This window comes from Gottfriedia solisilvae (genome assembly GCF_002128405.1).
Taxonomy (GTDB): Bacteria; Bacillota; Bacilli; order Bacillales; family Bacillaceae_G; genus Gottfriedia; species Gottfriedia solisilvae.
This window is the reverse complement of record NZ_NETJ01000006.1, coordinates 83,306-101,333: the sequence shown is the minus strand read 5'-3', so window position 1 is coordinate 101,333 and position 18,028 is coordinate 83,306. Positions and strand designations below refer to the sequence as shown.

20 protein-coding genes are annotated in these 18,028 nt (G+C 33.8%); 5 read left to right on the top strand and 15 right to left on the bottom strand.

Annotated features, from left to right (window positions below):
* Positions 1-8: 8 nt before the first annotated feature.
* Positions 9-953: a non-homologous end-joining DNA ligase gene (gene ligD / locus CAB05_RS18510; protein ID WP_088002672.1), complete on the bottom strand. Its 945-nt coding sequence runs from the start codon at positions 951-953 to the stop codon at positions 9-11.
* Positions 954-1,802: a non-homologous end joining protein Ku gene (gene ku, locus CAB05_RS18505; protein ID WP_088002669.1), complete on the bottom strand. Its 849-nt coding sequence runs from the start codon at positions 1,800-1,802 to the stop codon at positions 954-956.
* Between the two features lie 139 nt (positions 1,803-1,941).
* Between ku and CAB05_RS18500 the strand changes: the two genes are divergently transcribed.
* Complete coding sequence (locus CAB05_RS18500; protein ID WP_088002666.1) at positions 1,942-2,796, top strand: MBL fold metallo-hydrolase; 855 nt, start codon at positions 1,942-1,944, stop codon at positions 2,794-2,796.
* A 51-nt stretch (positions 2,797-2,847) separates the two neighbouring features.
* Here CAB05_RS18500 and CAB05_RS18495 read toward each other — a convergent pair whose 3' ends face one another.
* Positions 2,848-3,702: a manganese catalase family protein gene (locus CAB05_RS18495; protein ID WP_088002663.1), complete on the bottom strand. Its 855-nt coding sequence runs from the start codon at positions 3,700-3,702 to the stop codon at positions 2,848-2,850.
* Positions 3,703-3,875: 173 nt separating this feature from the next.
* Here CAB05_RS18495 and CAB05_RS18490 point away from each other — a divergent pair, with 173 nt between their 5' ends.
* From CAB05_RS18490 to CAB05_RS18480, 3 genes are all read left to right on the top strand, one after another.
* Positions 3,876-4,355, top strand: a complete 480-nt coding sequence (locus CAB05_RS18490; RefSeq protein ID WP_088003010.1) for a DUF2243 domain-containing protein — start codon at positions 3,876-3,878, stop codon at positions 4,353-4,355.
* Positions 4,345-5,139: a cytochrome c oxidase assembly protein gene (locus CAB05_RS18485; protein ID WP_088002660.1), complete on the top strand. Its 795-nt coding sequence runs from the start codon at positions 4,345-4,347 to the stop codon at positions 5,137-5,139. The genes CAB05_RS18490 and CAB05_RS18485 overlap by 11 nt, the downstream gene beginning before the upstream one ends.
* Positions 5,140-5,212: 73 nt before the next feature.
* Positions 5,213-5,671, top strand: coding sequence for a hypothetical protein (locus tag CAB05_RS18480; RefSeq protein WP_088002657.1), 459 nt, complete (start codon positions 5,213-5,215; stop codon positions 5,669-5,671).
* A 53-nt stretch (positions 5,672-5,724) separates the two neighbouring features.
* Here the strand turns inward: CAB05_RS18480 and CAB05_RS18475 are convergent, their stop codons facing one another.
* Positions 5,725-6,021, bottom strand: coding sequence for an antibiotic biosynthesis monooxygenase family protein (locus CAB05_RS18475; RefSeq protein WP_088002654.1), 297 nt, complete (start codon positions 6,019-6,021; stop codon positions 5,725-5,727).
* 34 nt (positions 6,022-6,055) lie between these two features.
* On the bottom strand, positions 6,056-6,415 hold the full coding sequence (locus tag CAB05_RS18470) for a MerR family transcriptional regulator (RefSeq protein WP_088002651.1): 360 nt from the start codon (positions 6,413-6,415) through the stop codon (positions 6,056-6,058).
* 133 nt (positions 6,416-6,548) lie between these two features.
* Between CAB05_RS18470 and CAB05_RS18465 the strand changes: the two genes are divergently transcribed.
* Positions 6,549-7,316: an SDR family NAD(P)-dependent oxidoreductase gene (locus CAB05_RS18465; protein WP_088002648.1), complete on the top strand. Its 768-nt coding sequence runs from the start codon at positions 6,549-6,551 to the stop codon at positions 7,314-7,316.
* A gap of 55 nt (positions 7,317-7,371) precedes the next feature.
* Here CAB05_RS18465 and CAB05_RS18460 read toward each other — a convergent pair whose 3' ends face one another.
* The 10 genes from CAB05_RS18460 to CAB05_RS18415 form a co-directional block, all read right to left on the bottom strand.
* On the bottom strand, positions 7,372-7,842 hold the full coding sequence (locus CAB05_RS18460; RefSeq protein ID WP_088002646.1) for a DinB family protein: 471 nt from the start codon (positions 7,840-7,842) through the stop codon (positions 7,372-7,374).
* 17 nt (positions 7,843-7,859) lie between these two features.
* Entirely contained in the window at positions 7,860-8,186 is a 327-nt protein-coding gene (locus CAB05_RS18455; protein WP_088002643.1) for an HIT domain-containing protein, read from the bottom strand.
* A gap of 105 nt (positions 8,187-8,291) precedes the next feature.
* Positions 8,292-9,005, bottom strand: coding sequence for an SDR family oxidoreductase (locus CAB05_RS18450; protein ID WP_088002640.1), 714 nt, complete (start codon positions 9,003-9,005; stop codon positions 8,292-8,294).
* A gap of 206 nt (positions 9,006-9,211) precedes the next feature.
* Positions 9,212-9,550, bottom strand: a complete 339-nt coding sequence (locus CAB05_RS18445) for a winged helix-turn-helix transcriptional regulator (protein ID WP_088002637.1) — start codon at positions 9,548-9,550, stop codon at positions 9,212-9,214.
* A gap of 247 nt (positions 9,551-9,797) precedes the next feature.
* On the bottom strand, positions 9,798-11,090 hold the full coding sequence (gene murC / locus CAB05_RS18440) for a UDP-N-acetylmuramate--L-alanine ligase (RefSeq protein WP_088002635.1): 1,293 nt from the start codon (positions 11,088-11,090) through the stop codon (positions 9,798-9,800).
* A gap of 294 nt (positions 11,091-11,384) precedes the next feature.
* Positions 11,385-12,500 (bottom strand): nicotinate phosphoribosyltransferase, encoded by a 1,116-nt coding sequence (locus CAB05_RS18435; protein WP_088002632.1) that lies wholly within the window; start codon positions 12,498-12,500, stop codon positions 11,385-11,387.
* Between the two features lie 93 nt (positions 12,501-12,593).
* On the bottom strand, positions 12,594-16,022 hold the full coding sequence (locus tag CAB05_RS18430; RefSeq protein ID WP_088002629.1) for a DNA translocase FtsK: 3,429 nt from the start codon (positions 16,020-16,022) through the stop codon (positions 12,594-12,596).
* 243 nt (positions 16,023-16,265) lie between these two features.
* On the bottom strand, positions 16,266-16,871 hold the full coding sequence (ytpR, locus tag CAB05_RS18425; protein ID WP_088002626.1) for a YtpR family tRNA-binding protein: 606 nt from the start codon (positions 16,869-16,871) through the stop codon (positions 16,266-16,268).
* A gap of 14 nt (positions 16,872-16,885) precedes the next feature.
* Positions 16,886-17,683 (bottom strand): DUF1444 family protein, encoded by a 798-nt coding sequence (locus CAB05_RS18420; protein ID WP_268876414.1) that lies wholly within the window; start codon positions 17,681-17,683, stop codon positions 16,886-16,888.
* Between the two features lie 17 nt (positions 17,684-17,700).
* The gene (locus CAB05_RS18415) at positions 17,701-18,018 is read right to left on the bottom strand and encodes a thioredoxin family protein (protein ID WP_088002623.1); all 318 of its coding nucleotides are present in this window, start codon (positions 18,016-18,018) and stop codon (positions 17,701-17,703) included.
* Positions 18,019-18,028: the final 10 nt, after the last annotated feature.

Below are 18,028 nucleotides of genomic sequence, written 5' to 3'. Positions count from 1 at the left end.
TACTTCCTTTAATTTGTGAACTTGCATGTTTTTGGCTCTTGGTTAACAAAAGCTTGAATACTCGGTTGCCGTAATGAGTGACCTTCTGTCCATTCTATGAACTGTACCTTTACCGTTAATAAAGGATCTATCCATTGAATTTCTTTCACCCGCTTAGGCTGATTAGAAAACGGATTTTTTTCAATTTTTATTGCTTCAATGACTTCCGTTAGCTGTTTCCATTCAGCATGAGTCAGTTTACCTGTTCCGACATGTCCGATATACCAAAATCGATCCTCGTCATCATACAAACCGACTAGAATAGAATTCACGATGCCTGATCGATATGTAACACCACCAATGACAGCTATAATATCTTTATAATTTTTTATTTTTTGCCAATCGCTATTTTTCCCATCGATGATATATCGACTATTGAGGTTTTTGCAAACAATACCTTCTAAACCATGCTGTTTTGACACCTCAAATAAAGCTTGATTATCGTTGTTAATCGGTACGACTTGAATCTGTTTATTTGGTGTAATCACTGAAGAAAGTAACTCAAGTCTTTCCTTCAAGGTCTTATCATTAACCCATTCACCGTTATAGTACAAAATATCAAAAATCATATAATAAATTGGTACAGCTTCCATGACAAACTTCACTCGATCTAATCGTCTAATTCCATCCCTGCGCATAACTTCATGAAAAGAAGGGTTTCCATTTTGATCTAAAGCAATGACTTCCCCATCTAAAATAATTGAATCGGCATTTGTATAAGAACGAATATTTGTTAACTCTGGAAAAGTATATGTCCGTTCATTAAGTTTTCGATTATAAAGTTTGGTTTCCTCACCATTCCAGTAAGATAAGATTCTAACTCCATCCCACTTGATTTGTGATATCCAGTCTTGACCTTCAGGAACAGTATTTGAAGAAACTGGCTCGAATGGATGAATTGGAATGAGCTCCATTTAACTTGTAGCCTTCTTTGGTGCTCGCGTTTTTTTCGGTGCAGGTGTTTTCGTCGGAGTAGCTTGTCCTTTCGTTCGATCAATGCTAGCTTGTAATGCAGACATCAGATCAACTACATTTTTTTGTTCCGCCGCAGGCTGCTCTTGTTCAGTAGCGATAAAGTCATTACTTTGCACTTTTTGATTAATTAACTGTTCTAAAGCTGTTCGATAAGTGTCAGTATAATTCTCTGGATTAAATGTTGTTGTTAATTGCTCAACTAACATCATGCCTGCTTGAAGTTCCCGCTCAGATAAACCAGCTTTTTCAGGTACACCTCCAGGAATTCCTTCAATTGCTCTAATTTCGTCCGGAAAATGTAAAGTTTCCAAAATGATTGAATTTTTATATGGGCGAATAGCAGATAGATGCTGTTTACTTCGTATGGTTATTTTTGCAAGTCCAATCTTCTTACTTTTTTTCAATATTTCCGAAAGAAGAGCATAGGCTTTTGCCCCTCCCGAGTCGGGGCCAATATAATATGTTTTATCAAAATAGACTGGATCAATTTCAGCTAACTTAACAAAGTCTATAATCGAAACTGTTTTTAATTCAAATTCTTCTTTTAGCTTATTTATTTCCTCTTCTTTTATTTCAACAACTCTACCATTAGGTGTTTCAAATACTTTAATAATTTCATCAGAAGTTACATCGTCATCACAACTTGCTACCTTCTTATATGAAATAGGTGTTTTACAATCTTTATGATATTGACGAAATTTCAAATCCTTATCTTCAACAGCTGAAAATAGCTTAACTGGAATCGTAACTAATCCCATACTGATCGTGCCTTTCCATACGGTATGCATATCCTCACAACCCTTTTCATTTTTTTATTATCTTTTGTTAAATGAAATGGTTTAATTCAACAAGTCGATTAGTATAAATTAATGTTTTAAAAGTAGAATACAAAAGAATGTTAAAAGAATAGGAAGTGTATTTTATTCAATGGAAAAGGATTTCACAGAGTTAGCAACGAGTAATTTTCATTATATGCCAATCACATCTGTATCAAGTGGAAAAGGCTCTTCACTTGCAGCTGATTTGTTTTATGAAACAATCCAAATTGTTAATATTTGTCTATTTGGCAATCCTGATGTTTCAAATGATGAATGGGTATTAATTGATGCTGGAATGCCACAATCAGCCGCAAAAATAAAGGAATTAGCTGAAGAAAGATTTGGTAAACAACATAAACCAAAAGCGATTATTTTAACGCACGGACACTTTGATCATGTGGGAGCAGTCACTGAACTTGTAAATGATTGGAATGTTCCAGTTTATGCCCATTCGTTAGAACTACCCTTTTTAACTGGTGAAACAAATTATCCTGAACCGGATGGATCAGTCGAAGGTGGCATGATTGCAAAATTGTCACCTTTATTTCCAAATGAAGCAATAAATTTAAAAAATTATGTACATGCTTTACCTGAAAATGGTGAAATTCCACATATGCCAGGTTGGAAATGGATTCATACTCCTGGTCATACACCTGGACATGTCTCATTTTTTAGAGATAAAGATAAACTACTAATCGTTGGTGATGCTTTTGTCACTGTAAGCCAAGACGAATTATATAATGTACTCATGCAAAAACAAGAGCTGAACGGTCCACCGAGATACTTTACAACAAATTGGATGGATGCTTGGAATTCAATAAAAAAACTCGAGGCATTAAATCCTTCAATTGCAGTAACTGGACATGGGTCACCTATGTTTGGTAAAGAGCTTGAAACCAATTTACATAATTTAGTGATAAATTTTGAAAGTATCGCAAAGCCAGATTATGGTCGTTACGTTTAATGAAAAAACTCCCTAAACTTAAGGGAGTTTTTTCATTATTGTTTTTTTATTTTAGCTATTCAAATCATATAAGCCAGAAGCATGTTCATTTGGCATATCTGGTAATTCAGGAACCGGGAATCCTTCAGGTGGATCCGTGACCATTAATTCACCACCATTTCTACTTGGTGTTTGTCCATTAAATATTTCTCCAATACGAGTTTGATCAAGTCTGAAATTGAACTGAGCATTATGATATCCCATTTCTACATACTTTCTACACTCAGGATACTTATTTATATCATAATTCGGTACAGGGAATAATTTACCCCAGTTTACTCCAAGTGTTTCCAAAGCTTTTGCAAAAGCGTTTTGATGGGCATTATCACGTACAATTAAAAAACCTAAAGTTTCCCTTAAAGTTTGGTTCGAACTCATTTCATAAATTCTTGTTTTTTGTAAGACACCTGTTGATTCTAACATTAGATTATTTAATAAATCAGCTATTAAGTTCCCATGATTATATACCCAAGAGCCGTTCCAAGGATTCCCACCAGCATCCACAGGTAAAGAAGATTTTGCACCTACTATAAAATGATGAGGATTAGCATGTTTAACTGCTTCATCAATTGGTGCACCATCTACTCCCGCATTTCCAGGAGTAGATAAGCCTGAATCATTTAAAAGTTGATTGATGGTACTTTGAACAAGTTCTACATGACTTATTTCCTCTAAAAATACACCTCTTATTAAATCACGATACTGTTTTGCTTTTCCTCTAAAATTTGAACTCTGAAAAAAGTATTGCATCATAGTTCTCATTTCCCCGAATTGTCCACCTAATGCTTCCTGAAGTACTTTTGCAGCAGCAGGATCTGGTTTATCTGGTTTGATGATATTGATCAATTCTTCTTTGTAATAGTACATTTATATGTTAACCCCTGTTCCTAATTATTTTGATAACAAAATTATGATATGTAGTATAGGTCTATTTATCCGAGCAATATATGGGAAAAAATTTATAAGAAGAGATTGTTAATGCGTTTGTGAATTTGTAGCTAAGGGTAGAATAATTGAGGAAAATACTGTTTAAAGGAAGATTGATAGTGAAAATCGAAAATACTTCAAAATTTAGAAAGCAAAATTTTTGGTCAGGAGTACTATTTGGACTAGGTATGGTTGCATTCATTGATGAAACAGCGTTTCACCAACTACTTCATTGGCATCATTTTTATGACAAATCAACAACCTCCATTGGTCTTATTTCAGATGGCTTATTTCATGCGTTTAGTTGGTTTTCTACAATTTGGTCATTATTTCTACTTGCAGATTTACGTAGAAAGAAAGCATTTTGGCTTAAACGGTGGATTGGCGGACTATTTCTTGGAGCAGGTCTTTTTCAACTTTATGACGGGACAGTTCAACATAAATTCATGAAGCTACATCAAATACGTTATCATGTTGATATACTTCCATATGATTTGACTTGGAATATTACTGCCTTGATTATGGTTATTTTTGGTTTGGTAATTGTACTTAGAACAAGAAAATCTGAAGGTATGATTAAAAATGAATCATAGCCATATAGTCCATTCTCAAGTTGGTTATTCTCCGTGGATCCTTCTTACTGGATTATTTTTAATGTTATTAATTTACTGTTATGCTGCAAATTTCGGTGGAAATAGTCATAAAAAATGGCCAAAATATCGTTATGTCACTTGGTTTTTAGGATTAACGTGTATCGCAATTGCTTTAGTAGGGCCAATTGCACATTCCTCGCATATTAATTTTGTTTCACATATGTATGCTCATTTATTGTTAGGAATGCTTGCTCCACTATTTATTGCACTTTCTTTTCCTCTCACACTTTTATTACGCACGATTAAGGTACAGCACGCACGTTTTATATCTAGATTGTTAAAAAGTGAAATCGTTGGTTTTTTAAGTAACCCAATCATCGCATTACTGCTCAACATTGGAGGGTTGTGGATTCTTTATACTACCAATTTATATAGTTCGATGCATCAACATACGCTACTTCATCTATTTGTACATATTCACATTTTTCTAGCTGGGTATTTATTTACAATTTCAATAATTTATTTTGATCCAACACCACACCGCCATCATTTCCCTTATCGTTCAATATGTATGATTCTATTTTTAGCCGGTCACGATATTTTATCTAAATATATTTTCATTCATCCTCCGAACTTTGTCCCAACTGAACAATCGCAAGTTGGTGGGAAAGTAATGTATTACGGTGGTGATTTAGTTGATTTGATCATTATTTTTATCCTTTGCCTTCAATGGTATAAAACGGCCAATCAAAGAGTTTTACTAATAAAAGGCCAATCAAATTAATGGTCGGATTTGGTATAAATAATTCCTCCTCTAGTGACAAAAAGTAATACTACATTCCTAAAGGAGGACTCGTATGAACAGAATTTTACTAACATTAACGACATTAATGCTCACATTACTGTTATCGATAAATGCATTTGCAGCTTCAGATTCAACAAATTTAGATCAAAGCTACGAAAAAAACAACAAACGTATTAATAGAGACTTTGATCATGATTTCTATGATCCAAATCATGTTATGGATGACAACGATAACATATTAAATAACACGAAAAATGAATTTAACGATATGAAAAATGATGTAAATCGTAATGTAAATGAGTTGAATAATGGAACGATGAATAACAATGGTACATCAGATACAAACCGTTATTACGAAAGAACTGTTACGCCAAAACCTGTTGGAAATACATTAAATCCTGCAGACGATGATGTTCATATGAATTATGGTTGGTTAGGATTTCTAGCATTAGCAGCTCTACTTGGATTAATAGCATATTTTATGTTCCGAAGAAAAGAAAGAGTCGATTAATGTTAAAACCTTATTGGATTAGCCCAATAAGGTTTTTTTGATGTTGTAATAAATTAAGAAAGTTGTACATTTTCATAATGCTCAACTGTCGGAAATGGATCATAAAAATGATGTAATAATTTCCTCCATTCCTGATATTCCGGGGATTGTCTAAATCCAATTGTATGATCTTCAATCGTATTCCATTTAACTAATAGAATATATTTTCCTTTAACTTCAATACATTTTTGCAATTCATGTCCTACATACCCATTCATTGAAGAAATGAGATTAGATGCTTTTTTAAATGCATCCTCATATTCTTCTTCCATCCCAGGTTTAACTGTCAATATACAGGCTTCTAAAATCATGTCATTTCTCCTTTCATCGAAATTCAAAGTAAAGTTAATTTTTTTGAATGAAATCTTTGTAAGAACTAATTTTCTTCTCTAATATGTTGTTTGTTTCTTCTAATGTTTTTAGCTGATTTTCAATTGAAACTTTATGTTCTTCTAGCAATTTTAATCTTGCTAAAGAAGTTTGTTCTCCTTGAGTAAACAAATTAGCATATTCTTTAATTTTCGATATTGGCATTTGTGTTTCCTTTAATTTTAGAACAAACTGTAACCATTGGACGTGATTAGTATGATATATTCTTTCTCCATTTTCATTTCGATCTGGAAGAATGATTTTTTCCTTTTCATAATAACGAAGCGTATGAGCACTAATTCCTAACATTTGAGATACTTCACCTATTGAATACACAAAAAACCTCCTTTCTTTTAAATAAAATTACAAAAAGATTTATTTGACTTAGAGTTTACTCTAACCAGTATAATAAACCGGTATCCACTACACAATTAATTTAATCAATTTAATATTCTAGGAGGAAAATAAAATGAACAAGTATACAGTTATTACAGGAGCTAGTTCAGGAATTGGATATGAAACTGCTCTTGCATTTGCTGAACGTGGAAAAAACTTAGTGATTGTTGCTCGTAGAACTGAAGAATTGGAGAAGTTAAAATCAGAAGTTAAAAAAATAAATGCTGACTTAGATGTAATCATTCATCCAACTGACTTATCTATCTCTAATAATGCGCATAAACTATATGAAAGTCTAAAGAATTTAGAAATCGAAACATGGATTAATAATGCAGGATTTGGAAACTTTGCATCAATTGGTGATCAAAATTTAAATAAAATTGAAACAATGCTCCATTTGAATATTGAAGCATTGACAATCCTTTCGTCACTTTTCGTTCGCGATTATAGTTCTATTGAAGGTACTCAGATTATTAATGTTTCCTCGGGAGGAGGTTACACAATTGTAGGAGATGCCGTTACTTATTGTGCCACAAAGTTTTATGTAAGTGCATTTACTGAAGGACTTTCACACGAATTAAAGAGAAACGGAGCAAAAATGCAAGCAAAAGTATTAGCTCCTGCAGCGACTGAAACTGAATTCGCAAAAGTTTCCTATGGTTTAGACCATGATGTTAACTACGAAGGGCTAATTCCTAAATACCATACAGCAAAAGAAATGGCAGGATTTATGCTTGATTTATATGATAGCGAAAAAGTCGTTGGAATCGTAGATGGTGTATCATACGAATTCGAATTAAAGGATCCTATCTATCCTCACGTTGTGAGAATGAGAGACTAATGATAAAAGCTCAGAGTTCGTACTCTGAGCTTTTATTACATATTTCAATTCCTTATCAATTTTTTATAATGAGATTTCTTCCAACTAAATTTGCAGAAACCGGTTGTACCCCTAACTCTCTAACCCAAATAGATAATTGACCAATATGGTGAATTTCATGGGCAATAATATGCCTCACAATTTCACCTTTTGTGTATTCCCTTTTTGCCCATGAAGCTTTTACTGGAGTATGCTCCATTTCACTCGACCATGATTGTATAAAATTCTTACATTCTATTTGTAGCTCATTTGATAATTCTCTTACACTTTCTACTGTTTTATATTTATCAAAATCGAATTCGACATCTGGTTTTCCTTGAATGCATCTGATCCAGCTGTACTCTACATCTATAATATGAAGAAGTGTATGAAGTATATTGCCAATCCCACCAACACGTTCTTTTAACAATTCTTCATTCGGTAAAGTTTTACACAACTCCAGCCACTCATTTCTTACTTGCCAATTATATTCAAAAAATGTATACATTTGAAATCTCCATTCATCTAAAGTGGGTTACCCGAAGCGACATGCCAATGTAGATGTTTCGAATCTTGGTAATTTCCAAGATTTGTTGAAACTCTACATGCTCCAGCATCTGAATTCACTTTATCTGCTACAATTTTTATAACACTCAACATTTCTAGTAACAAATCTTGATCCTCTTCTTCGATCGTCAACAATGAAGAAATATGTTTTTTTGGTATGACAACAATATGTATTGGATAAAAAGGCTTCGTATGATGATAAGCTAATACTCTCTCAGTCTCATGAACAATATTTACTTTGGTTTTACCACTTAATACTTCCTCACAATAAAAATCAATTCCGATCTTAATCCCCTCACTTCTTAAAAGATCACTATACAGATTTATTCTTTCTATTTAAGAAAATACCTGCTTAGACATGTATTTTAGAAGTGTACTAAAATGACTTACCTAAATTAATATGTGGCCTCCATCTATATGAAGAACCGTCCCTGTAACAAAATGATTCTTGATTAAATAATAAACACCCGAGGCAACGTCTTTTGCTTTGCCTACTTTCTCTACTGGAAGTTTACTAGCCATTCCTTCGTAAAATTGATTACGTGCTTCGTCCGACATTTTGCTACGTGATGGAGTATCAATGATGCCGGGTGAGATGACATTCACTCTAATTGGTGCAAGCTCTAGCGCTAATGTTTGACCAAGGCTGGCAACCGCTGCATTGACTGAGCCCAATACCGCTGAACCAACCATTGCTTTATAGGCAACAATACCTGAGAATAATGTAATCGATCCGCCTTTTGTAAGATGTGGCGCACCGTATTTAACACATAAATACTGTCCCCAAAATTTATTATTAAACAATTGTCTGGCAACATCGACTTCTGTTTCAAGAAATAATCCACTAGATGTTTCTGCAGCAGTAATGACTAGATGGTCAATCTGCCCTATTTTCTCAAAGAAGTTTTTTACTTGAATCTCGTCTGTCACATCTAGAGTAAAAATAGTAACTTCTCCTTGCAAAGAGTCCTTCGCTTCTTTTAGCTTTTTTTCTGAACGACTAGCAATAATCACCTCTGCTCCTTTTTCTAAAGTAAGTCTGGCTGTTTCCAACCCAATACCTGAGCTACCTCCAATAATAACAATTCGTTTATTCGTTAACATTCATCATTCCCCCTATATAAATAGTCTTTTTAACTTAAAACATATTGTAATTCTAAAAAAACTACCCAACAAGAAGTGATATTTTATTCATATAGTTACTTTTTTGATAGTTTTGTATTATTAAAGGTCAAAAGCATAAAAAAAAATGGAACATTTCTGTTCCATTTCAGTTTGTAGGCAAAGTACCAAAACTAGGAGATTCAATCTTAAATCGTAAGGCCAAAGCGCTTTAATTCAACAAATATTCCTTTTAAGCTTTTACCTTTTTCAGTTAAGGTATATTCAACGCGAGGAGGTACTTCTGGGTAAACCTTTCTTGTTACAATTCCTTTTTCCTCTAATTCTCTCAGACGAAGCGAAAGCGTCTTTGGACTAATCCCTTCTACCGACCTCATTAAGTCACTGAATCTTAGTTTTCCATCAATTAGTAAGTCTCTAATAATTAAAAAAGTCCACTTTGTCCCGATTACATCAAGTGTTTTAGCAATTGGACATTGAACTCCAATTTCTCCTTTAGTTAAAACAACAGGTTCTAATGTACTCATACATACTCTCCCATTTTTTTATTATTTTGGCTCTGTTAAAAAGGAATGTTGATTTCTATTCCAATTACTCTCGAACCAACTATTCTCTTTTCATACTCTTAATGTATTTAGCTAAAATCAACAATTAATAAACAGAGCCATTATTTTATATAAAAATATTCACCATTTACTATTTACGATAAATTAGTTACTTTCAAAACACAATAAAAAAACCCACTTATGAATGTCATAAATGGGTTTTAAAGTCTTACAGTTTTTCGTAAGCCGCTTGATATTTCTGAATATCTCCTGCGCCCATAAAAATTAATACACTGTTTTTATGGTTTTGAAGATCAGCAATATTATCATCAGTTAATAGTTGAGCACCTTTAATTTTGCTTGAAAGGTCTTCAATTGTTAACGTTCCTTTTTCTTCTCTAGCAGATCCAAAAATATCACATAAATATACTTTATCTGCTTTTTCTAAAGTTCCAGCAAACTCAGTTAAAAATTTGCTTGTACGTGTAAATGTATGAGGTTGGAATACTGCAACAATTTCCCTATCAGGGTATTTTTGACGTGCTGCTTGGATCGTTGCTTGGATTTCAGTTGGGTGATGTGCATAATCATCAATAAGCACTTGATCCCCAAATCTTTTTTCACTAAAGCGACGTTTTACTCCACCGTATGTTAATAATCTTGCTTTAATAATTTCCACTTCTATCTCTTCATAATGACATAATGCAATTACAGCTAATGCATTCAGTATACTATGGTCACCATATCCTGTGATATCAAATGTCGCATAGTACGTATTACGAACAAACACATCAAATGTTGTACCATTCGTATGTTTTTCAATATTACGTGCTTGGAAATCATTATCTTCATTAAATCCATAATACATTACTGGCACTTTTGTATAAATTCTTTGAAGATGCTCGTCATCACCACATGCAATGATACCTTTTTTAACTTGATCAGCCATTTGTTGAAATGCATCAAATACATCGTCTACACTTTTATAATAATCTGGGTGGTCAAAGTCAATATTTGTCATGATGCAATAATCTGGATGATATGAAAGAAAATGACGGCGGTATTCACAAGCTTCGAATACAAAATATTCACTATCTTTCTCACCTTTACCAGTTCCATCTCCAATTAAGAAAGATGTTGGACGCGCACCAGAAACAACATGCGCAAGTAAACCTGTTGTTGAGGTTTTGCCATGTGCTCCAGTTATAGCAACACTAGTAAATTTCTCCATAAATTCACCTAAGAATTTATGGTAACGAGCCATTGGAATTCCTTTTTCAATAGCAGTAGCAATTTCTTCATGAGTGTCAGGAAACGCATTACCTGCTATCACAAATTGGCCTTCTTTAATGTTTTCTTTATCAAATGGTAAAATCGTAATATTTTTTTTTCGTAACTCATTTTCAGTGAAAAAGTGCTTCTCTTGATCTGATCCTTGAACATTAAAACCAGAGTCATGTAAGATTTGTGCTAATGCACTCATTCCAGTACCTTTAATTCCTACAAAATGGTAAACTGTCATATTAAAAGAACCTCCAAAATCGATCACTAATACAACGGCCTATCTCTTAGACAGTATATGTGTGAATAAAAGAAATGGCATCATTATTTTTTCAATTTGATGCAGTAATAAATCGCCGAGTCTAGTTATTGTTTTATTGATAACTAACTTATATTTTACGCAAATAGTATTATATCACTTTACAAGCTATACGACTATTCCTTTTCAGTTACACTAAAAGGAAATAGATGGAAATAATCACATAACCGTCTAGAAATACTTACACTATGAAACTGATATTCAGGTACTAATTCCTCAATCTCTACGTTTCATTTCTACTTTTTCAAGTCTAGTGTTTTCACGTATTTTACGCCCAGCTTTCGCTTGTGGTACTCCATTAAGCTCGACATTATCACCAGTAAAACCAATATTTACTTTTAGCAAACTTCCACCAACACCATACAAATCTACTGGTACACCTTGCTTTTCAAATGCTAAAATTCTATCCACAGTAAAACCACCACTTACGACGATTTGAACATGATGATAGCCTTCTTTATCTAGCGCCTTACGTAAAGCAAAAATTAACGGTGGATTTACACCTCTTGGATCAAATGTGCCTAACAGTTCTGGGTTCGCAATAAAATATTGATCAATCATTGTTTTAGACGTATCAACACGAACAGCCTTTAATTTATTACCAAATTCTCGAGCCACTTTTAGCGCATCGGTTATGACATCATTATTATAGTCTACTAAGACAATTAAATCATCTTGCGGATAGACCTCAGTATATGCACGTGCAGCTTCCACTACATCTCCGTTATACATTTGAATTAATGCGTGTGGCATAGTACCCATACCTTCATTGCCCCACCATTCGTTCATTGCATGGGTCGCTTGTGCAGTAGCGCCACCTATAAAGGCAGCGTAACCATCACCAGCTTGTGTTGTAAAGTGATCATCACGATCACCCATAAAGATAATCGGTTTCTTTATTCCGGCTGATTTTGCTGAATGTTTTACATTATATACATTTGTTGCTACAGATGTACGTCTTGCTAAGATTCCATCAATTATTCCTTCTAGGAAGCCAAAATCAGCATATTTACCTTGTACCGTTAATACAGTCTCAAACGGTTCTATTTTATCGCCATCTTTTAACGAATGCACAATTAGTTCCTCAGGATGATCTGCAAATGTTTGTAATAGAGCAATAGCCTCATCTGTTCCACATAATACAGCATTTTCTCTTTGAAAAAATTGCATTGTAACTTCAGTTTCTGGCTTTTGTTTTCTAATAATCTCTCTCGTTTTTAAGAAATAAACTGCAGAAAACCATCCTTCACCAATACGCTCGTCGAATTTAAATGTTTGATTCGTTAAACGATTTATTTTACCTTTTAATTTTAAATCTAATTCTTTTTCCATGAATCTTCACCTGCTGATTGTATCGTTCTATTTTTCTAGTATGAGTCAAAAACACTTTAACATTCGTTTCTTAGGGTCTTACTGCCATCAAATTTATTCCTCAGAATGAAATTGCTCCAACGTCATCAGAACATCACGAGGCTTACTTCCATTTTGATTCGATACAATGCCGTGGTCAAACATCAGATCAACTAATCTTGCTGCACGATTATATCCAATTCGAAAACGTCTTTGTAGCATTGATACAGAAGCTCCTTTTTGATCAATAACAAATTCAACTGCTTCTTCAAACAGTTCATCATCTACATCATGTGCATCTGCTTTTGCTACAAGTTCTTCCTGATTAAATAAATAATTAGGTTTTTGTTGATCTTTCACAATTTCAACTACATGTTCAATTTCATCATCTGAAACATAAACGCCCTGTAAACGAATTGCTTGAGATTTTCCATTATCTAAGAATAACATATCTCCTCGTCCAAGTAACTTTTCAGCTCCACCAATATCAATAATCGTTCTTGAATCAACTTGTGATGATACAGTAAAAGCAATTCGTGTCGGAATGTTAGATTTGATGATACCTGTGATTACATCAACTGACGGTCTTTGTGTAGCAACTAGTAAATGTATACCGCAAGCTCTAGCTTTTTGTGCAATTCGACAAATATAAGTTTCTACATCCCCTGGTGAAACCATCATTAGGTCAGCTAACTCATCTATTACGATCACCAAATATGGAAGCTCATCATTAAATGCGCTTTTTTTCTTTGCCAAATCATTAAATCGTTTTATATCTCGTGCACCTGCATGAGCAAATAAATCATATCGTCTATCCATCTCATCACATGCCCATTTTAATGCCGCTGTTGCTGCTCGTGCATCCGTAATGACCGGAGAAATTAAATGTGGTATGTGATTATAAGGCGCAAGCTCAACCATCTTAGGATCAATCAAAATTAATTTAACTTCATGTGGTTTTGCTTTATATAAAATACTGACTAAGATTGAATTGATACAAACACTTTTACCTGATCCTGTTGCACCTGCAATTAATCCATGAGGCATCTTAGAAATGTCTGCAAAAACAGGTTCTCCTCCTATATCAAGCCCAAGTGCTACAGTTAATGGTGATTCACTTTGTAAAAATTTGTCCTTGCTTACAAGCTCACTTAAGAATACTGGCTTACTTTCTCGATTTGGTACTTCGATTCCTATTGCACTTCTTCCAGGTATCGGCGCTTCGATTCTAATATCACGAGCTGCTAAACTTAATTTGATATCATCTTGTAAATTGGTAATTTTATTAACTTTTACACCTGGGTCTGGTTGTACTTCAAATCTTGTAACTGTCGGGCCTTGTGTTGCCGCAATGACTTTTGCACCCACATTGAAATTTTGAAGCGTTTCTTGAAGTAATTCTTTTTGTGCTTCGACCCAATCACCGTCATTAAATTGTTCAACCGGTGGCTCAGCTAATAATCCCAGCTCAGGTAACTCATATAGGACTGGTGGCATAACTGGCACTTCTTGATATTGGTTTGGTGTAGTTTCATTCGAGTTTATTTCTTCAATGATCACTTCATCCGTTTGCTTTACGAAAGTATTCTCAACTATTTCTTCACGTACATTTTCATTTTGTAACGATTCTGTATTGTCATCATTAATTGGAGTCACTTCATACTTCATTTCGGTACTGTCATCTTTTGTTGGAGTCACTTCATGCATTGTTTTTATATTGTCATCTGTAGTTGACGGCACTTCATGCATAGATTCTGTCTGTTGCTTTGAAGAACTTTCATTTACACGATGATCAATACTGTTTTGTTCAATTACGATTTCACTCTCAATTGAATTTGCTGAATTTTCGTCAGTTAGAACATGCGCTTCTGTTTCTTTATCCACTTTTTCTAAAGTTGCCGCTGCTTCACTTTGCAGTTCACGTAGCTGTCTCATGATATTTGCCTTGCGTGAAGCTTCAACATCACTTCTAAGCATCATTACATTGAATGGGAAATTTCGTTTTTTCTCCCGCTTTTCTTCATTAGGTTTCTCAGGCGTAGTTTTGCTTTCTTGAGATGCTTCTTTTATCGAAGTCTCACTATGTTCAACGATTGTTTTATGTTCATTTTGGAGTTGATCAGAAGTAGTTACAATTTCTTCTTCAATAGAATCTAATTGTTCATTGACTACAAGATTTTCCAAATCTTCTGAGTCTTCAATTTCACTCATACTTTCTTCAGTCGTTTCATTTTGAACTTCTTCTTCACAATCTGAAACTTGCTCTATCTGAGTGCAATCTTCATTTTGAGTCACATAACCGTTCTTTTTTATTTCTTCTAGAAGCTCAACTGCTTCATCTTCAGTGCGATTTTGTTCATCCGAAACGTACTCTTTTTTGTAAGATTCGTTGCGTTCTTCATCTTGACTACTTTCTTCATCTCTTAATTCGTAATAATCTGTGACTAGATTTGTAGAATCACAAGTGTCGATGAACTCCGTTACTTTTGGTTCTTCTAGTTTTTCGTCCTGAGTGAGTTCTATTTCAGCCACGACTATATCTTCTATGTTATTTTGAATTCCATTTTGCATTGCTTCGGAATTAAGGTCTGTTTGAGCCTCTTTTTCCTCAATACTTTCTAATACCTCAGTCTCATTCATCTCATAATCATGTGTCTTAGCTTGAATTACATCTTCGACAAGCTCTACATTTTGATTCTTCGAAAGAATTATGCTATTTCCTTCGCTTTCAATCGAATCATTTTGGTTTTGTTGCTTCTCATTAAATGTTTGATTTTGTTGGATTTGGTTAACTTCATTTTGAGACTGTACTTTTTCCTCTAAAGAGGCCTCATCTCTTTTTAATAATGGATCTGATAGTACTTCATTTGTTGAGCTATCAGGCTTTTGATAACCATAAATCGGTGAAATATATTCACTTGGTCGAAAAGGCGTTTTTCGTTTAGGTCGAAAAACAATATCAACTTTCTCTTCTTTTTCAGGTATTGCTTTTTCTGTTTGTTGGGTCACTTCACTCCTCGTGAAATTATTTTTCTGTTGTTTATACACAGATTGAACTTCTTCTCTATGTAATTGATTCTTTGAATTCGTTGTTTCCTGCCAAAAATCTTCTCTTTGATTGTATGAAGGCTGGATTTTTTCTCTATTTGATTGATTCATTAAATGCGTTGAACTTTGCCAGAGATCCTCTCTCTGTTTGAATGAAGTCTGATTGTTTTCTTTATTCATTTGATTGCTTGGTTGAGAGGCACTATTTTGCCAGAAATCATAATTTTTTTGCTTTTGGAATACTGTGTCGACTTCGTGATGTTGTTCTTCTTTCACTATTACATCGTCATCTAATTGCAAGGGAAATCTGAAATTAGGACGTTCAAATTCATCTTGTTTTTTTATATCGATAGAGTGCGATTGTATTACTCTAGCATCAGATGGCTTTTCGTCAATCTCATTTTTCATCTCATTAAGGCTATCTCCCTTAAATAGACTCTTTAACCACTTTTTCATTATTCTCACTCTCTCTATTTCATTTCGTATCTTCTATTTTACCATGTGATATAATGACAAAAAACACAATATTATTACAAATTCTGCTTAAACTCATATATTTCGATATAAACTTTTAGAAATCAATTAAATAATGACATATTTCATATTAAATTAGAAAATAGCTTCCTTAAAATAAGATAATTTTAATAAAAAAAATGCTAGTTGCCCACTATAGGCACTAGCATTTTTAATATGATTTAATTATTGATTGAAAGGTTGTCCTACTTCAGCGTCTGACTCTAAAACCAGAATACCTTTTTCTTGTGGAGCATTCGGTAAATCAAGTTCACGTGCAGAACAAATCATTCCAAATGAATCTACTCCACGTAGGTTTGCATCTTTAATAACTAATCCTGATGGCATAACAGCGCCAACTTTCGCAACAACTACTTTTTGGCCTTGTTCAACATTCGGAGCACCACACACAATTTGCAAAGTTTCCGTTCCAACATCAACTTTACATACATTTAATTTATCAGCATTTGGATGTTTTTCTTTTTCAAGAACATAACCAACTACGAATTTAGGTGATAAATCTAACACTAATGTATCAGTAAAGCCTTCTTTTTCTAATAATTCATTTAAAGTGTTTACTAATGGTTCAGTAATTGTAACGACTCCTTGTTCTTGTACATCAACATATGAAGATGCTTGAAAAACATTAATAGCTACAGTTTCATTTGTATGTACACTATAAACACGGGCAATATTCCCTTTACGTTCTACTTTGCGATCTTCTGATGGAATTTGTTTTAAAGTGATTAAAAGCGTATCACCAATTCCTTCAAGATTATAAAAAATATTCACTGATTTCTTCCTCTCTACTGTTTCTTCTGTTTTCCTAAAATAAATACTGGTGTTAGCTTTTCATTTTCATAGGCAAATGAAAGTGATGTTATCGGAATTTTGCCACTTGCAAAGAAGCTCATATTCATTTGCGCCATTATATCATAACCTACGTTATTTCGAATGTCTGCAATAATTAATACATCTCCATGCGGGATTCCTAATAAGAATTCACCTTTTACTTTCGATTGTATTTCTTTCAGAAATGTTCCATTTAATACTCTACTTGCATCATAGCCATCATTCGTGCGTACGAAGTAAAATATGTTCTCAGCAACCGTATCTTCTTTTATATTAGCAGGCATTTTCCGTAAATTAAAGAGGGCCATTGTGTGAATCTGTTCTTTCGTATATCCAGATTTCGTTAATAGGTTTTCATCGATTAGTTGGTACGTTTTTTCTGAATCAATCGCATAGTAAATTCTTGTTTCGGCTGTATGTTCAGACGTGACAAATAGATTCCCTTCTTCTTTTTCAGTAGGAAAAGAAGTTGCACGAATGACTGGTAAAACTTGTTCTTCTAAAAACACAGTTTCAGAATGCATAGCAGCGAGAGCTTCTTCAACATAATAAATTAATTCTTCAAAAGCTGCTTCACCTTCTGATTCATATTTCGCAACCGCACTATTTAATGAAACACTCATCCCTTTTTGACTTTCTTTACCTTCAATGCGTAGATCTTCTTTTTCTCGATCATAAATAAAACGCCATTTTTCGTCTTTAAGTCGATTTTCAATCATTCTTTTGATATCTAACGTTGTTTTCTTAGCCAATTGAACTACCTTCCTTATTACCCTCTTAATCCAGCAAGGAACTCTTCAACTTGTTCCTTCGTTTTTCTGTCTTTATTTACATAACGTCCAATTTCTACACCTTTATTAAATGCTACAAAGCTAGGTATTCCAAATATATCTAATTCTTGGCAGACCTCAATGAATTGGTCGCGATCTACATAATAAAAAGTAAAATCACTATTTTCATCAATAATTTCTTGGAAGAACATATCTAAAAATCTACAATCTGGGCACCAGTCTGCAGAAAATTGAAAAACGACATTTTCTCCTTGTCTTGCTTGTTCAAATTGTTCAACTGATGTTATTTTTTCCATTTTATTTACT

Excerpts from the sequence above, each read along its gene's own strand:
- CAB05_RS18485 (WP_088002660.1), top strand. The coding sequence starts at position 4,345 with ATGAATCATAGCCATATAGTCCATTCTCAAGTTGGTTATTCTCCGTGG.
- CAB05_RS18460 (WP_088002646.1), bottom strand. The coding sequence starts at position 7,842 with ATGTATACATTTTTTGAATATAATTGGCAAGTAAGAAATGAGTGGCTG.
- CAB05_RS18475 (WP_088002654.1), bottom strand. The coding sequence starts at position 6,021 with ATGATTTTAGAAGCCTGTATATTGACAGTTAAACCTGGGATGGAAGAA.
- ligD (WP_088002672.1), bottom strand. The coding sequence starts at position 953 with ATGGAGCTCATTCCAATTCATCCATTCGAGCCAGTTTCTTCAAATACT.
- CAB05_RS18415 (WP_088002623.1), bottom strand. The coding sequence starts at position 18,018 with ATGGAAAAAATAACATCAGTTGAACAATTTGAACAAGCAAGACAAGGA.
- CAB05_RS18495 (WP_088002663.1), bottom strand. The coding sequence starts at position 3,702 with ATGTACTATTACAAAGAAGAATTGATCAATATCATCAAACCAGATAAA.
- ku (WP_088002669.1), bottom strand. The coding sequence starts at position 1,802 with ATGCATACCGTATGGAAAGGCACGATCAGTATGGGATTAGTTACGATT.
- CAB05_RS18500 (WP_088002666.1), top strand. The coding sequence starts at position 1,942 with ATGGAAAAGGATTTCACAGAGTTAGCAACGAGTAATTTTCATTATATG.
- CAB05_RS18430 (WP_088002629.1), bottom strand. The coding sequence starts at position 16,022 with ATGAAAAAGTGGTTAAAGAGTCTATTTAAGGGAGATAGCCTTAATGAG.
- CAB05_RS18480 (WP_088002657.1), top strand. The coding sequence starts at position 5,213 with ATGAACAGAATTTTACTAACATTAACGACATTAATGCTCACATTACTG.
- CAB05_RS18465 (WP_088002648.1), top strand. The coding sequence starts at position 6,549 with ATGAACAAGTATACAGTTATTACAGGAGCTAGTTCAGGAATTGGATAT.
- CAB05_RS18445 (WP_088002637.1), bottom strand. The coding sequence starts at position 9,550 with ATGAGTACATTAGAACCTGTTGTTTTAACTAAAGGAGAAATTGGAGTT.
- CAB05_RS18435 (WP_088002632.1), bottom strand. The coding sequence starts at position 12,500 with ATGGAAAAAGAATTAGATTTAAAATTAAAAGGTAAAATAAATCGTTTA.
- murC (WP_088002635.1), bottom strand. The coding sequence starts at position 11,090 with ATGACAGTTTACCATTTTGTAGGAATTAAAGGTACTGGAATGAGTGCA.
- CAB05_RS18450 (WP_088002640.1), bottom strand. The coding sequence starts at position 9,005 with ATGTTAACGAATAAACGAATTGTTATTATTGGAGGTAGCTCAGGTATT.